General features: G+C 68.9%; 14 protein-coding genes. 6 read left to right on the top strand and 8 right to left on the bottom strand.

The window, feature by feature from the left end:
- Positions 1–90: 90 nt before the first annotated feature.
- The 8 genes from J2847_RS21035 to J2847_RS21000 form a co-directional block, all read right to left on the bottom strand.
- Complete coding sequence (locus J2847_RS21035) at positions 91–447, bottom strand: hypothetical protein (protein ID WP_209780793.1); 357 nt, start codon at positions 445–447, stop codon at positions 91–93.
- Between the two features lie 87 nt (positions 448–534).
- Complete coding sequence (locus J2847_RS21030; RefSeq protein ID WP_209780792.1) at positions 535–1,566, bottom strand: SIS domain-containing protein; 1,032 nt, start codon at positions 1,564–1,566, stop codon at positions 535–537.
- Between the two features lie 16 nt (positions 1,567–1,582).
- On the bottom strand, positions 1,583–2,488 hold the full coding sequence (locus J2847_RS21025) for a carbohydrate kinase family protein (protein ID WP_209780791.1): 906 nt from the start codon (positions 2,486–2,488) through the stop codon (positions 1,583–1,585).
- A gap of 3 nt (positions 2,489–2,491) precedes the next feature.
- Entirely contained in the window at positions 2,492–3,604 is a 1,113-nt protein-coding gene (locus J2847_RS21020; RefSeq protein ID WP_209780790.1) for an ABC transporter ATP-binding protein, read from the bottom strand.
- A 4-nt stretch (positions 3,605–3,608) separates the two neighbouring features.
- Positions 3,609–5,144, bottom strand: coding sequence for an argininosuccinate lyase (locus J2847_RS21015; protein ID WP_209780789.1), 1,536 nt, complete (start codon positions 5,142–5,144; stop codon positions 3,609–3,611).
- 5 nt (positions 5,145–5,149) lie between these two features.
- Entirely contained in the window at positions 5,150–5,977 is an 828-nt protein-coding gene (locus J2847_RS21010) for a carbohydrate ABC transporter permease (protein ID WP_209780788.1), read from the bottom strand.
- Entirely contained in the window at positions 5,974–6,915 is a 942-nt protein-coding gene (locus tag J2847_RS21005; RefSeq protein ID WP_209780787.1) for a carbohydrate ABC transporter permease, read from the bottom strand. The genes J2847_RS21010 and J2847_RS21005 overlap by 4 nt, the downstream gene beginning before the upstream one ends.
- A gap of 11 nt (positions 6,916–6,926) precedes the next feature.
- Positions 6,927–8,207, bottom strand: a complete 1,281-nt coding sequence (locus J2847_RS21000; protein ID WP_209780786.1) for an extracellular solute-binding protein — start codon at positions 8,205–8,207, stop codon at positions 6,927–6,929.
- Between the two features lie 212 nt (positions 8,208–8,419).
- Between J2847_RS21000 and J2847_RS20995 the strand changes: the two genes are divergently transcribed.
- The 6 genes from J2847_RS20995 to J2847_RS20970 all read left to right on the top strand — a co-directional run bounded on the left by J2847_RS20995 (position 8,420) and on the right by J2847_RS20970 (position 15,952).
- Positions 8,420–9,649 (top strand): ROK family transcriptional regulator, encoded by a 1,230-nt coding sequence (locus J2847_RS20995; RefSeq protein WP_209780785.1) that lies wholly within the window; start codon positions 8,420–8,422, stop codon positions 9,647–9,649.
- A 777-nt stretch (positions 9,650–10,426) separates the two neighbouring features.
- Positions 10,427–10,750, top strand: coding sequence for an STAS domain-containing protein (locus J2847_RS20990; RefSeq protein WP_209780784.1), 324 nt, complete (start codon positions 10,427–10,429; stop codon positions 10,748–10,750).
- Positions 10,751–10,754: 4 nt separating this feature from the next.
- Positions 10,755–11,123 (top strand): response regulator, encoded by a 369-nt coding sequence (locus J2847_RS20985; protein ID WP_209780783.1) that lies wholly within the window; start codon positions 10,755–10,757, stop codon positions 11,121–11,123.
- On the top strand, positions 11,120–13,144 hold the full coding sequence (locus tag J2847_RS20980; protein WP_209780782.1) for a chemotaxis protein CheA: 2,025 nt from the start codon (positions 11,120–11,122) through the stop codon (positions 13,142–13,144). The genes J2847_RS20985 and J2847_RS20980 overlap by 4 nt, the downstream gene beginning before the upstream one ends.
- 56 nt (positions 13,145–13,200) lie before the next feature.
- The gene (locus J2847_RS20975) at positions 13,201–13,653 is read left to right on the top strand and encodes a chemotaxis protein CheW (protein WP_085552054.1); all 453 of its coding nucleotides are present in this window, start codon (positions 13,201–13,203) and stop codon (positions 13,651–13,653) included.
- A gap of 82 nt (positions 13,654–13,735) precedes the next feature.
- A complete protein-coding gene (locus J2847_RS20970; RefSeq protein WP_209780781.1) occupies positions 13,736–15,952 on the top strand; it encodes a HAMP domain-containing methyl-accepting chemotaxis protein in 2,217 nt (738 codons plus the stop codon).
- Positions 15,953–16,004: the final 52 nt, after the last annotated feature.

The following is a 16,004-nucleotide window of genomic DNA, read 5'->3' as shown; positions in this document are numbered from 1 at the left end:
TTCCTTGTACGGGGCTGTTGGGAATTTCCTGCGGCGGCGTGCGGTCTTTTCTTTCGGATGTTCGGACTTTACCTGCGCGCCGTTCGCGGCTCAGCCATGAAGCAGCGGTCGGGCGGGGGCGTCGGGGTGCTCCCCGTGATGCCTCAGGTAGGCGCGCGGGTCGCAGTCCTGCCCCAGCGCCACGGCGCGGGCGCGGTGGATGTGCTGCATCAGGATGTCGCGGAACTCCTGCGCGGCGAGGTCGCTCCATTCCGGGGTCTCGCTGGCGAAGGTCATCTGGCCGGCGGTCGCCTCGAACAGCCGCAGCCACTCGTCGGCCTTGGCCGCCGGGTCGCCCGACTGGCGGAACAGCTCCTCCATCAGCTTGGCCATCAAGGTGCCCAGGGCCAGCAGATTGACGTGCAGCAGCATGTTGCCCAGCTTCACGTCCGGCTTCGCGTCGAGCATGGGATCCTCTCCTTGGGGGCGGGTGATCCATCACACGGACGGGGCGGCGAAAGCTGGCGCGGTTTTTCTTGGTGCGCCGCGCGGCGGTCAGGTCGTCGACGTCACCTTGGAGAGGTTGGCCGGCCGGTCGGGGTCGAGCCCCCTGCGGCGGGCCACCGCCTCGATCATCCGGTAATAGCAGGCGATCGACACCAGCGGGTCGATCAGGCCGAAGCCGGTCGTCGGAACCGTGCCGCCGGAACCGGGCAGGGGGCTCGCCGACAGCGGCCGGGCGATGGCGCCGAGGGCGGTCAGCCGTTCCAGGGCCTGCCGGCCGTGGTCGAAGGCGGCGTCGTCGGGGACGAAGGCGACGACCGGGAAGCCGGCGCCGACCAGCCGCAGCGGCCCGTGCATCAGCTCCGCCAGGGAGAAGGCCTCGGCGTGGATGCCGGCGGTCTCCTTGGCCTTCAGCGCCGCCTCCAGGGCGATGGCGTAACCGGGGCCGCGACCGGCGGTGTAGAAGGAGGTCGCTTCGGCGAGCGCGTCGGCGATCCCCGAGCTGTCGACGGCGGCCGTGGCGGCGAGCGCTTTGGGCAGCGCATGGACGCCTTTGCGCAGCGCATCGTCCCCGGAAACGGCGGCGACCGTGGCGGCGAGCGCGGCGCCGGTGGCGATGAAGGACTTCGTTGCGGCGACGCTGCGCTCCGCCCCCGCGTGCAGCGCCAGCACGAGGTCGGCCTCGCGGGCGAGCGGGCTGTCGGTGACGTTGACGACGGCGACGGCGACGGCGCCGCCGCGCCTGGCGGCGGCCTGGAGCGCCACGATGTCCGGGCTCGCCCCCGATTGCGAGACGGTGACGTGGACGCCGCCGTCAAGCCGCAGGGGCGCCTCGTAGACCGAGGCCACCGACGGGCCGATCGAGGCGACCGGGATGCCGGTCCGGATCTCCATCAGATATTTGAAGAAGGTCGCGGCGTGGTCGGACGAGCCGCGCGCGGCGGTGGTCACCACCGTCGGGCGCCGCGCCGCGAACAGGCGGGCGATCTCGGTGAAAACCGCCACCTCACGATCGAGCAGGGCCGCGACCACGGCCGGCGATTCGTTGGTTTCGGTCAGCATCAGCGATTGAGTGGTCGTCATCGGTCGCATCCCGTCATCAGGAGGTCTCAGGCCGCCGGGCACGGGGCGCCCCGCCGGCGTGGCCGACCGAGGCGCTGCCGGTGGCGATCGCCGCCGCGAGGCAGTCCCGGTGCCCATGCCCGTCCAGCCAGGCGTCGAGGAAGCCGGCGTTGAAGGCGTCCCCCGCCCCGGTGGTGTCCACCACGGAAACCGCTTCCGCCGCCATCGCCAGCCGCCGGCCGCCGGCCCCGGCCAGCAGCGCGCCGGCGCCGCCGCGCTTCACCACCGTCAGCGGAAAGGTATCGGCGAGGCGGTCGAGCCCGTCCTCGACGCCGGTGCAGCCGGTGATGGCGCGCAGTTCCTCCTCGTTGGGGAGGAACAGGTCGATCCCGGCGCAGGCCGCCAGCAGGGCGGGGTCGCGGATCAGCGCATCGTCCCAGCTCGGGTCGAGCGACAGCGTCAGGCCGCGCGCCTTGGCTTGGCCGATGAGGCCGGGGATCTCGTGGAGTGTCGCGTATTCGGCGATGTGCAGGTGACGGACCCGCCGGTCGGCGAGCGCCGCGTCGAGCGTCGCCGGGCGCGCGCTGCCGGCGCGGCGCGAGACGAAGGCCCGCTCGCTGCCCCGCACCAGCGCGACGGTCGGCTGCGGTCCGGCCCCGGCGGAGCGCTCCAGGTGGCTGAGGTCGACGCCGCTCGCCGCCAATTCCGCTTCCAGCGCGCAGGACAGGGAGTCGAGCCCGAGACGGCTGGCGAGGAAGGCCCGGCGGCCGCGCGCCGCCAGATGCGCGGCGGTGATGTAGGCGCCGCCGCCGGCCGAAAGGGTGAAATCCTCGGCGAAGCGCTCCCGCCCGAGCTCGGGCATCGCGGCGAGTCCGGTGAACAGCAGGTCGCAATAGAGGCGCCCGAGGCATAGGATTCCGTGGGTGTCGGCGTTGGTCGGCATGGGTCAGGGCTGCTGGAGAAGGGGGCGCGGGAAGGCGCGCTCCGTCGCGGCGTCGAACAGGTGCAGGGCGGCCGGGTCGGCGGCCAGCGTCACCCGCTGGCCTGGAACCGGAACGGCCCGGCCGGGGGCGAGTCCAATGACGCTGCGGCGGCCGATGTCGACATGGACCAGCGTCTCGGTGCCCAGCGTCTCGACGACGGCGACGGTGCCGGACAGGGTGAAGGCGCCGGCGTCGGGCGAGCCCGTCAGCACCAGATCGTGCGGGCGGACGCCGAGCAGCACGTTTGTCCCACCACCACCGCCAGTCAGCGCGATGGGGGGGCGGACGAAGGCACCGCCGTCCTCCAGCGCCACGCCGTCGGCGCCGTCGCGGCTGGCCAGGGCGCCGGGCAGCAGGTTCATCGTCGGACTGCCGATGAAGCGGGCGGTGAAGACGTCGATTGGCCGTTCGTACAGCTCCATCGGTGCGCCGATCTGGAGGATGCGGCCCTCGCGCATCACCACGATGCGGTCGGCCATCGTCATCGCCTCGACCTGGTCGTGGGTGACGAAGACCGAGGTGGCGCCGAGCTTCTGGTGCAGCCGCTTGATCTCGATGCGCATCTGGCCGCGCAGCTGGGCGTCGAGGTTGGACAGCGGTTCGTCGAACAGGAAGGCCGAGGGGTTGCGCACCATGGCGCGGCCGATCGCCACGCGCTGGCGCTGGCCGCCCGACAGCTGCGCCGGCCGGCGGTCGAGCAGCGCCTCCAGACCCAGCGAGCGGGCGACCTCCTGGATGCGCGCCTGCTTCTCCGCCTTCGGCAGCGTGCTGGTGTAGAGCCCGAAGCCGATGTTCTCGGCGACCGTCACATGCGGGTAGATGGCGTAGTTCTGGAACACCATCGCGATGTTGCGGCCCTTCGGCTCGACCTGGTTCACCACCCGGCCGTCGATGCGGATGAGGCCGTCGGAGACGTCCTCCAGCCCGGCGATCATCCGCAGCGTCGTCGATTTGCCGCAGCCGCTGGGGCCGACCAGCACGACGAATTCGCCCTCGGCGACCGTCAGGTCGATGCCCTGGACGATGGTGGTCGGCCCATAGCGCTTGACCAGCTTTTCCAACGCGATCGTGGCCATGGGATCAGTCTCCGAGAAGGGCGGCGAAGGCGGCGGCGCGGCGTTCGGCGGCGTCGCGCTCGCGGGCGGCGTTGGCGTCGGCGTCCGCCTTCAGGGCGGCGAGCTCGGCGTCGTAGCGGGCGAAGGCGGCGTCGAGCGCCGCCGGGGCCGGGCCGCCCAGCCGGTCGCGCACGGCGATGAAATGCCCGACCGAGACGATGCGGGCGTAATCCGCGGCGGACAGCACGCTCTCCCGGCCGGTGGCCTGGGCGAAGGCGGCGCGGAACGGCTCGTAGCCGTCGCTGGCGATGTCGCCCTCCACCGCCACCACGGCGCGGGCGACGGCGGCGGCGATCTCGTGCGCCTGCCGGAAGGACAGATCCTCGCGGCGCACCAGGCTGTCGGCCAGCTCGGTGATGGTGATGCAGCTCCGCCGCGTGTTGCGGGCGACCTTGGCCGGGTCGATGCGCACCGCCTCGATCAGCGCGGTGTAGAGCGCCAGCACCCGGTCGGCCTGGGCGAAGGCCTCGTGGCCGAAGCCTTGGGACTCGCCCTCGCTGTCGTTCATGTCGGTGAAGGGGGTGTTGTGCATGATGGTGACGACCGCGTGGGCGCGCGCCGCCGTCTGCGAGGCGAGGTGGCGCAGATGCTCGATCGGCACCGGGTTGCGCTTCTGCGGCATGATCGAGCTGATCTGCACGAAGGCGTTGGGGGCGTAGATCTGCCCGACCTCGAAGGAGGTCCAGACCTGGAGATCCTGGATCGGGCGGCCGAGATGCAGCGCGAACAGTTCCAGCGCCGAATAGGTCGAGGTCACGTAATCGACGGCGGCGATGCAGCCGTAGGAGTTCTCCAGCGGCCGGGCGAAGCCGAGCAGGTCCGCCATCCGCGCGCGGTCGATCGGAAAGCCGGAGGTGGTGATCGCCGCCGCCCCCATCGGGCAGCGGTCGACGATGCCGCGCGCCGCCGCCATGCGGGCGGTGTCGCGCAGCACCACCTCGATCACCGCCGACAGATAATGGCCGAAGGTCGATGGCTGGGCCGGCTGGCCGTGGGTGTAGGCGACGATGGGGGTGTCTCGGTCGCGCCGGGCGACGCGCAGCAGCGTCTCGGCGAGCGCGAAGGCGCGGGCCAGGAAGCCGTCGATGCGGTCCTTCAGCGCCAGCTTGAACAGCGTGTGGTCGATGTCGTTGCGCGAGCGCGCGGTGTGCAGCCGGCCGGCGACGTCGGGGCCGAGCCGGCCCTTCAGCTCCTTCTCGATCAGGAAGAAGAAGTCCTCGACCTCGCCGGTGTAGGTCAGGGCGGGGACGTCGATCTCGCGGTCGATGGCCTCCAGCGCGCGGGCGATGGCCTGGGCGGTCGATTGGTCGAGGATGCCGGTCTCCACCAGCATCACCAGATGCGCGCGGTCGATGGCGCGGAAGCCCTCGACATGCGCCGCCTTGGCGCCGTCGAACAGCGGGCGCAGCACCGTCTCCTTGTAGACGGGGTCGGGGAAGCGGCTGTCGTCCGCGCCGCGCGGGTCGAGGCTGCGCGGGTCGGGGCTGCGTGGGTCGGACATCGCGATCACCCTTTCAATCCGGCCAGCATGACGCCGCGCACGATGAAGCGTTGCAGAACGAGGAAGACGAGGAGAGTCGGCAGCGTGGCGATGGCCGCCCCGGTCATGATCATCTCCCAGGCGACCGACTGCTCGACCGAGAAGCTCGACAGCCCGACCGGCAGCGTGAACATCTCGGCGCGGGTCGAGACGATCAGCGGCCAGATGAAGGCCGTCCAGTTGCCGAGGAAGGTGAAGATCGCCAGCGCCGACAGGGCCGGCGTCACCAGCGGCATCGCCACCTTCCACCAGATGGTGAACTCGTTCAGCCCGTCGATGCGCGCCGCCTCCAGAAAGTCGTCGGGGACGGTCTCGAAGAACTGGCGCATCAGGAAGGTGCCGAAGGCGGTCATCAGGCCGGGGAAGACGATGCCCCAATAGCTGTCGAGCCAGCCGAAGCGGCTCGCCATCAGGTACCAGGGGATGACCAGCATCTCGGTCGGGATCATCAGCGTCGACAGGATGGCGAGGAAGACCAGCCGGCGGCCGGGAAAGCGGAACTTGGCCAGCGTGTAGCCGACCAGCCCGTCGAAGAAGACGTTGGAGACCGTCGCCAGCACGGCGATGAACAGCGAGTTGAGGAACCAGCGCAGGAAGCGCCCGTCCTCCAGGATGGTGCGGTAATTGTCCAGCGTCGGCTCGGCCGGGACCAGCCGCAGGTCGAAGACCTGGGAGGAATCCTTCAGCGAGGTCGAGAACATGAACAGGATCGGCGTCACCATCACGACGCCGCCGAGGAACAGCAGGGTCCAGGCCACCACTTGGCCGGGCCGGGCCTTCGAAAGGGCGGTCATGTCGGTTGCCTCATCAGCCGGAGCTGGAGCAGGGAGAGCACCAGCAGGATCAGGAACAGCACCACCGTCTGGGCCGACGCGTAGCCGATGTCGTAGGACTTGAAGGCGGTCTGGTAGATCATGATCACCAGCGGCTTGGTCGAATCGAGCGGCCCGCCGGGATCGTTGGTGTTCATGTTGTAGACGTAGTCGAAGATGCGCAGGAAGCCGATCGAGGCGAACACCACCAGGAAGACCAGCGTCGGCTTCAGCAGCGGCAGGGTGATGCGCCACAGGATGGCGCGCTCGCTCAGGCCGTCGATGCGCGCCGCCTCGTAGTAGGAGGTCGGGATGGCGCGCAGCCCGGCCAGGAAGATGATGATCTGGAAGCCCATGCCGGCCCACACCGCCGGCACCAGGATGGTCGGCAGCGCCTGGACGGTGGAGCGCAGGAAGGGCTGCGCCGGCAGGCCGAGCGAGGCCAGAAGATTGTTGATCGGCCCGATCGGCACCGGCTGGAAAAAATAGCGCCACACCCAGGCCATCGCCACGGCGGTGGTCAGGAAGGGCAGGAAGTAGAGCGCGCGCAGGAAGCCGTGCAGGAAGCGCACGCGGTCGAGATGGTAGGCGATGGCGAAGGACAGCACGAGGCTGACCGGCGTTCCCAGGATCAGGTAGAGGAAGGTGTTGGCGAACACCTTCCAGAACAACGGATCGGCGAGCAGCCGCCGGTAGTTGTCCAGCCCGACGAACTGGGCGGGGCGCAGCAGGTTCCAGTCGGTGAAGGAGATCCAGAAGGCCTCCGCCGTCGGCCAGAAGCGGATGGCCCCGTAGAAGACCACCGGCACCGCCAGGAACAGCCACGCCCACAGCACGCGCTTGGTGGAGAGGGTGAGCCGGTCCGACAGGCGGCCGGCCTTCCCCTCCGTTCCATGCGCCGTTGCCGGAGCCTCGCGCATGTCCAGCCCCGTCACTTCTTGGTCACGCGGTCGATCAGCGCCTGCTCGGCGGTCGCCGCCGCCGCCACGGCGTCGGCCGGGCTCTGGCCTTGCAGCAGCACGCGGTTGACCATGTCCATGGTGATCTGCCGCTGGGCGGCCTCGTCGACGAACATGGTGGTGTGGGCGTTGGTCAGCCCGGCCAGGAAGGGGCCGTGGATCGGGTTGGCGAGGTTGGCGTCGGTCAAGGCCACCGCGCGGCGCGCCGGCAGCTCGCCCACCACCTTCAGCCAGACCTCCATCGCCTCGGGCGAGGTGAGGTAGGACAGGAACTTGGCGGCGGCGGCCTTCTTCTCGCCCTCGGCCTTGGCGGTGATGGCGTTGGCGAAGTAGCTGGCGTAGTTGCTGCGCACCCCTTGCGCGTTGGCCGGCAGCTCCGCCACGCCCCACTCGAAGCCCTTGATGGCGGAGAAGGCGCCGAGGCGGAAGGTGCCGTCGATGGTGAAGGTCGCCTTGCCGGCCTTGAAGGCGGCCTGCGCCTCGTCCATGAAGCCGAGCTGGCCGACCTTCCGCTTGAGCTGGAGGTCGGTGTAGAAGGCGAGCGCCTTGGCCCCGGCCGCGTCGCCGTAGGTCACCTTGCGGTCGCCCTCGGCGTAGGGGGCGCCGCCGAACTGGCGCACCAGCACCTCGCGCCACCACTGGTGGTCCTGCCCGGCCATGTCGAGCGCGAAGCCTTCCGACGTGATGTTGCCGGCGCCGTCGCGCTTGACGGTCTTCTCGGCCATGGTCACGAGGTCGTCGAGAGTCTTGGGCGGGGCGTTGGGGTCGAGCCCGGCGTCGGCCAGCAGCTTCTTGTTGTAGAACAGCGCCAGCGAGCGCACCGCCGTCGGCAGGCCGTAATAGTCGTCGCCGCGCTTCATCGCCGAGACGATGGGGAAGAAGTCGGCCTCGATCGCCGCGTTGGGGAAGGCATCCTTGGGCAGCGGCTGGATCAGCTTGGCGGCGACGAAGCCGTCGAGCCAGCCGTAGAAGAGCTGGACCACGTCGGGGCCGTTGCCGGCGGCGACGGCGGCCGACACCTTGGTCTGGTAGTCGGCGTAGGGGAAGGTGGTCTGCTTGACCTTGATGTCGGGGTTGGCGGCCTGGAACTTGCCGATCAGCTGGTCCATCGCCTTGACGCGGGTGTCGAAGATGTACTGCCAATACTCGATCTCGACGGCCCCGGCCTGTCCGGCGAGCGTCAACCCGATTCCGAAGGCCGCACCGGCGAGGAGCTTTTTGGTGAAGGAATTCCTGGCAATCCGTTTCGACATCCGCATGCGTCACCTCCATCGGGGCCGGCGGCGCGAGGCCGGGCCTGCGAGCGTTGTTGGTTCACCCACGGTCGCTGTTGCCGCGCCGCTGACACAAAGGTGACCCACCCCCGACGACCCTGTCAATAAGATAACTAACTTGAGTTATTCATGAGACGACCGCATCCTCCGTTCCGGGGGCGAAGGCTCCGCACCACGCCGCGAGGACCAGAATGACGCCGCCATCGCAGCACGCCATCGGCAACAACCCCGGACGCAGCCGCTCGCACAACCGCCGGGTCGTGCTGGAGGCCGTCCGCCTGCATGGCCCGCTCGGCCGCACCGACATCGCGCGGATCGCCCATCTGACGGCGCAGGCGGTGTCCAACATCGTCGGCGAACTGCTCGCCGAGGGGCTGCTGGTCGAGGACGGCCGGCGGCGCAGCGGGCGCGGGCAGCCGCCGATCCAGTTCGCGGTCAACCCGGATGGCGGTGTCACGCTGGGCATCGAGATCGGCGCGCACCGGCTGACCACGCTGGCGGTCGATCTCGCCGGGCGGCTGCGCGCCCAGCGCGAGCGGCCCATCGCCGCCACCGACCCGGCCCATGTCCTGCCGCTGATCGTGGAGGAGGTCGCGGCCATCCGCGCCACCGGCTCGATCCGCCGCTCCGCCCTGCTCGGCGTCGGGGTGGTGATGCCGGGGCCGTTCGGGGTGGATGGCTTGATCGCCGGCGGGCCGACCACGCTGGGGGGCTGGGACGGGCTCGACCCGGCGGCGCTGATCGAGGCCGCTCTGGCGGAGGCGGAACTGGGCGAGCCGGTGCTGCTCGGCAACGACGCCACCGCCGCCGCCGTCGGCGAGCGGTTGCACGGTGCCGCGCGCAGCCTGCGCAACTTCTGCCACCTCTATTTCGGCCAGGGACTCGGGCTCGGCATCATGATCGACGGGCGGCCGTTCGGCGGCGCCTTCGGCAACGCCGGCGAGATCGGCCATGTCGTCGTCGAGGCCGGCGGCCGTGCCTGCGCCTGCGGCAACCGGGGCTGCCTGGAGCAGTACGCCTCCCTACAGGCGCTGGAGGAGCAACTCGCCGCCGCCGGGATCGGGGCCGTGGACAGCGACGCCATCGACCGGCTGCACCGCGAGGGCCATCCGGTGGTGACGGGCTGGATCGCCGATGCCGCCGCCCGGCTCGCCCCGCAGATCGTGACGCTGGAGAATCTGTTCGACCCCGAGGCCATCGTCTTCGGCGGGATCCTGCCCGAGGGCGTCATCGCCGCCCTGATCGCCGCCCTGGATCCGCTGCCGACCTCCGTCGCCGGCCGGCGCCACCGCGGCGTGCCGCGCGTGATCGCCGGCACCACCGGCCGCCTGACCGCCGCGCTGGGCGGCGCCGCCCTGCCGCTGCTGGAGACGATGACCCCGAAGCTCGACCGCACCCCGCCGCCGGAGGTGGTGGGCTGACGTCCCGTGGGAACCGGGCTTACGTAATTTCTGGAACGGAGAGGGGGATGATGCTCAGGGACGGAATTTGAACCACCGACACGGGGATTTTCAATTGCAATCGAACCAAGTGAAGTTCTTGTTTCATATATGCTGCAACGCAGCATGTGCTGGGTGTGTGCTAGCGGTGCGGACCAGATTCTCTGAACGACGCGTTGAACCGCTGGTACGCCTGAGTTCCAAGCGGTCTTGATCAACGAGTGGCGGGATCGCCGAGCAGGGCATCGAGGCCACGGTCGGCCCTGCGCTTCGCACCAAGCGCGGCTCGGCACCAGCGCGCTCAGCACCGGGAGTCCCCAGATATGACTGGTAATGGGAATCTCGACCAGTAGAACAGCGGTCGTCCAGCGCAACCCGCGGCTGGTGACTGTCTGCTCCGTCAAGGATCGGGCGGAATTAAAGCAATGGCTGGCTGGACGAACATGCGTTCCACGACGCCGCTCCAGGGTGTGCTCGACCCCGATGACGGGCGGCTCGTCCGGGACAAAGGTGTTGGCAAGGACGTTCAGCAGGAAGCGTGCAAGGTTCTGAAATAACCAAAAGTTGTATTCGGGCGTGCGGTGAAAGGCGGTGAAGCCGTGTCGCCGGTCAAGCCGAAGATGCGCGGCAGGGTGACCACGGTGCAAGGGAGTATCTCAATGCTGTATAGGGGTTGCTCCTAGATATTTTCGATATCGACATATGCGGTAAGCAGGGAGGACTGCGGAGGAACACATCCGCGCCTCCTGGAGCCGACGAATGGCCGACCCAACCCCACACGTCACGGTTGTTTTTGACAAGCCGGCGACGATCATATCCATCGAAGCCATCTGCAATCACTTGAATGACGCGCTCCAGACGGCCTCGGTGGTTGAGGTCGACTGCCGGGCGGTGACAGAGGTGGATGTCTGCTTTCTGCAAGCCCTCATCTCGGCTCGGGTGGTGGCCAAGCGGCGTGGGGTGGAGTTGCGGTTGCGGCAGCCACTTGCCCGGACGCTCTCCGACGCACTGGAGCGCAGTGGCCTCGTCGCGAAGTCCGGGCCTCCGCGTCCGGATCAGGCATTCTGGGCTGGGGGGGTGTAAAGACATGACGAAATCGATCCTCGCCGTCGATGATTCCGCGAGCATGCGCCAGATGGTCAAATTGACCTTGTCTTCCGCCGGCTACCAAGTGGTGGAGGCCGCAGACGGGCGCGAAGCGCTGACCAAGGCCAAGTCCGGCACCTTCCATCTGGTGCTGACCGACCTGAACATGCCGAACATGGACGGCTTGGCGCTGATCCGCGAATTGCGGGCCTTGCCGGCCTATCGCGGCGTTCCGATCGTTTTCCTGACCACCGAGTCCGACACCGGCAAGAAGGCCGAAGCCAAGACGGCCGGCGCCACCGCCTGGATCGTCAAGCCGTTCCAGCAGGACCAGCTGCTGGGTGTCGTCCGCAAGATCGTCGGCGCATGACCGCCGGCGATCCGGGCCAGATCTTCCGCGAAGAGGCGGCGGAACTGCTGGCCGATCTCGAAGCCGCGCTGCTCCAGCTGGAGCAGAATCCCACCGACCGTGAGCCGCTCGACACGGCCTTCCGCGCTCTGCACACGATCAAGGGCTCCGGCTCGATGTTCGGGTTCGAGGGCGCGGCGAGCTTCACCCATCATCTGGAAAGCGCGTTCGATCGGATGCGCAAGGGCGAACTGGCCGCGACGCCCGCCATGATCGGCATCGCCCTTGCCGCCAAGGACCACATCCGCATCCTGATCGACGATCCGGCAAGCGCCGACGCCGCGGCTGGCGACGGCATCCTGGCCCGGTTGGTCGAACAGAGCGGCAGCGCCACGCTGTCGGCGTGCCCTCGTCAGGAGCATGACGATGCGGAACGCCGGGCGAGCTGGCGCGTCCGCTTCCGGCTCGCCCCCGACGTGCTCGAGCGCGGAACAAACCCGCTGCTGCTGCTCGACGAACTGCGCGAGCTGGGGGAGGCCGAGGTCGTCGCCCTGACCGACGGGGTTCCGCCTCTGGAGGAGTTGGAGCCGACCCGCTGCCACATCGCATGGGACGTGATCCTCACCACCGCCCACCCGCGCTCGACCATCGAAGACGTGTTCATCTTCGTGATCGACGAGACCGAGCTGACGATCGAGCCCCTGTCGGCATCGGCATCGGCATCGGCATCGGTATCGGCGCCCGTGCTGGCGATGGCGTCCGACGGGCCCGCCCCGTCCCCCCAGGAGCCGCTTGACGCTGTTCCGCAGGCGCGGCCGTCGGCCCCGTCGAAGGCGGAGGCCGGGCCGGAGAAGGGAAGGGCGCAGCCGGCGACCAATTCGATCCGTGTTCCGGCGGAACGGCTCGACGATCTGATGGATCAGGTCGGCGAACTGGTGATCGCCCATGCCCGGCTGAAGCAGCTCATTTCCGACGGCGTCGATCTTCAGATCAAGTCGGTCACCGAGGAGATCGAGCGGCTGTCCAACGGGCTGCGCGACATCACCATGGGGATCCGCATGGTGCCGGTGGAATCGCTGTTCGGCCGGTTCCGCCGGCTGGTCCGCGATCTGTCGCAGGAACTCGGCAAGGACGTGGTCCTGACGATGTCCGGCGAGGAGACCGAGCTGGACAAGACGATGATCGAGCGGTTGAACGATCCGCTTGTCCACATCATCCGCAACAGTCTGGACCATGGGCTGGAGCCGGCGGCCGACCGGGTCGCGGCGGGCAAGCCGCCGCAGGGCCGCATCCACCTGTCGGCGCGCCATGCGGGAACCCGCGTGCTGATGACCATCCGCGACGACGGGCGCGGGCTGGACCGCGACCGCATCCGGGCCAAGGCCGAGGAGCAGGACCTCATCCCGCCCGGCGCCAAGCTGTCGGACGCCGAACTGTTCCAGCTGATCTTCCATCCCGGCTTCTCGACGGCGCGGACCCTGACCAGCGTGTCGGGGCGCGGCATCGGCATGGATGTGGTCAAACGCACGATCGACGGGCTGCGCGGCACCATCGAGGTGTCCAGCACCGCCGGCGGCGGCACCGAGATCACCCTCGGCCTGCCGCTGACGCTGGCGATCATCGACGGCCTGCTGGTCCGGGTCGGGCAGGGGCGCTACGTCATTCCGCTGTTCGCCGTCGAGGAATGCGTGGAGCTGCCGCCGGACGTCGAGCGGCGCCACGCCAACCGCAATTTCCTGAACATACGCGGCGCGCTGGTGCCGTTCCTGCGGCTTCGCGACAGCTTCGGCGTCCGCCATCCTCCCGATCTCTACCAGAAGGTCGTCATCATCTCCTCCGGCGACAAGCGGGTCGGGCTGGTGGTGGATCAGGTTCTGGGCGACCACCAGACCGTCATCAAGTCGATGTCGAAGCTGCACGCCGACGTCGCCAACTTCTCCGGCGCCACCATCCTGGGCGACGGGTCGGTGGCGCTGATCATGGACATCGCCCAGATCGTCGCGGCCGGACAGATCCAGGAGCCGCGGCGCGAAGCCTCGTGACATCCGCCGGGCACCGCGCCGGCCTCTCTTCAAGAGACTGACTTCAGGGGGACGACATGACCGTCACCGAAACCCGATCCTTCGAAGCGCTGACCCTGGGGCTGGGCGGCGAGATCTTCGCCATCGACGCCAATTCGGTCCACGAGATCCTGGACATCGTTCCGCAGACCGAGGTTCCGGGCGCGCCGCCGCTGGTCAGCCATCTGATCAACGTGCGCGGCAAGGTGGTGCCGCTCGCCGACCTGCGGATACGGTTCGGGATGGACCGCACGCCGCCGACCATCGACACCCGCATCGTCGTCGTCGAAATCCTGCTGGACGGGGAACCGACCGTGGTCGGGCTGCTGGCCGACAAGGTCCATGAGGTGACCAGCATCGCCGGCGCCTCGATCGAGGAAACCCCGGACATCGGCATGCGCTGGAACCCCGACCTGATCAAGGGAATCGGCAAGCGCGGCGACGACTTCATCGTCATTCCGGACATCGTCCGGATCGTCACGACCCACTGACCCACTGAAATTCCGGCCAACGGAAACCGCCCGACCGGCCCCGTCCCACCAACAGGGCGCGCCGTACCAGCAAGGAACGACCATGCGCATCTCCATCAAAGCCAAAATCGTCGCGGCATTCGGCACGGTCATCCTGCTGTCCGCCGCCACCGCCGGCATCGCCCTGAACGGCTTGTCGGATCTGAACGAAAAGATCGAACAGCTGGTCAGCGTCTCCGCCCAGCGGATCAACATCGCCCGGCAGATGCCGACCACGGTCTATCTGCTCCAGCGCGAGGAAAAGAACTTCCTGCTGTCGAACAACGAAGAGGACATGGAGCGCTTCGACAAGGGGATGCTGGCCCGCCGGGAGGAGTTCAAGGGGATCCTGGAGCAGTTCCACCGGATCGCCGATGCCGAAGGCAACCGCAAGGCGACTCAGATCGAGGCGCTGATGACGGAGTTCACCAGCGCCCAGGACAAGGTCCGATCGATCGGCCGCATCCACTCCAATTCCAAGGGTGCCGAACTGCTGACCGGTTCGGGCAACGATTCGGTCGCCACGGCGCAGGAGGCCCTGCGGCCCCTGCTCGATCGGGTGGAAAATGGGTCCCAGGCGACGGGGGAACAGGTCGCCATCGCCCATCTGGTCCGGCGCATGACGACGGACTGGGCCAATGCGCGCATCATCGTCAGGAATTCCCTGCTTGTTCCCGACGATGTGGCGACCGCTGCGATCCTCAAGCCGCTGCCCGATCTTCTGAAGAACATTTCCCAGCAGCAGGATTACATCCGCGGCCGCCTGACGGCCGACGAAGACATCCGGGCGTTCAACAGCTTCCTCGACCGCTATCGCGCTTACGAGCGCATCACCAACGATGCCGTCGCCCTGGCCTTGAAGAACACCGAAGTCAAGGCGCTGGCGCTGTCCATCGGCGAGGTTCGCACGGCCGCCAGCAAGCTGGGCCTGGCCGCCAACGAACTGGTCGCCGACGCCGAAAAAGGCATGGCGGCGGACAAGCAGGCGGCCGAGGCGACCTACGCCCAGATCCGCGCGCTCACCATCGGTGCCGTCGCCCTTGCCCTGCTGATCGCCATCGCCGCCGGCGCCTACATCGCGATTTCCATCGCCCGCGGCCTCGGCAAGGCGGTCGGGCTGGCCGACGCGGTGGCGGTCGGCGACCTTGGCCAGAAGGTCGAGGTGTCGAGCGACGACGAGATCAAGGATCTGGTGACGGCGCTCAACAGCATGACCGCCAACCTGCGGGCGACGGCGGATGTGGCCGAGGAAATCTCCCGCGGCAACCTGACCGTCCAGGCCCGTCCGCTGTCCGACAAGGACACGCTGGGCATGGCGCTGGAAACCATGCTGGAGAAGCTGCGCGGCGTCGTGACCGACGCGCTGTCCGCCTCCGACAACGTGGCGGCGGGCAGCCAGCAGCTCTCGGCCAGCTCGGAGGAGCTGTCGCAGGGCTCCACCGAACAGGCCTCCGCCGCCGAGGAGGCGTCGGCCTCGATGGAGGAGATGGCCGCCAACATCAAGCAGAACGCCGAGAACGCCACCCAGACGGAGAAGATCGCCCGCCAGTCGTCCAAGGACGCCCAGTCCTCGGGCGAGGCGGTCAACAAGGCGGTGCAGGCGATGCAGACCATCGCCGAGAAGATCAGCATCGTCCAGGAGATCGCCCGCCAGACCGACCTGCTGGCGCTGAACGCGGCGGTGGAGGCGGCGCGGGCCGGCGAGCATGGCCGCGGCTTCGCCGTGGTCGCCTCGGAGGTGCGCAAGCTGGCCGAGCGCAGCCAGGGGGCGGCGGCGGAGATCAGCTCGCTGTCGGCGGAATCGACCAAGATCGCCCAGGAGGCCGGCCAGATGCTGGCCCGGCTGGTGCCCGACATCCGCAAGACCGCCGAACTGGTCGAGGAGATCAGCGCCGCCTGCCGCGAGCAGGACATCGGCGCCGAGCAGATCAACCAGGCGATCCAGCAGCTCGACAAGGTGACGCAGCAGAATTCCAGCGCGTCGGAACAGATGGCGGCGACGTCGGAGGAACTGTCCTCGATGGCGACACAGTTGCAGGGGACGATCTCCTACTTCACGGTGGAGGAGAAGGCCGCCGCCCGGTCCGCCGTCCGGAGCCCGGCCGTCCAGGCAGCCCAGGCGCGGCCGACGCAAGCCCAGGCCTCCCGCCGTCCCGCCTCGGTCATCGCCCTGCCGCACAAGCCGGCGGCGAAGCCGAACGGCAAGGACCGCGGGGTGAAGATCGCGCTCGAAGGCGGCAACGGCCCCGACGAGCTGGACGCCCGCTACAGCGCGTTCTGATCGCACCGGGAGGGGGCGGCGCGCGGAGCGCCGTCCCCGGAGTGCAGCCCCC

Source organism: Azospirillum agricola (assembly GCF_017876095.1).
Taxonomy (GTDB): Bacteria; Pseudomonadota; Alphaproteobacteria; order Azospirillales; family Azospirillaceae; genus Azospirillum; species Azospirillum agricola.
This window is presented reverse-complemented; position numbering and strand designations above follow the sequence as displayed.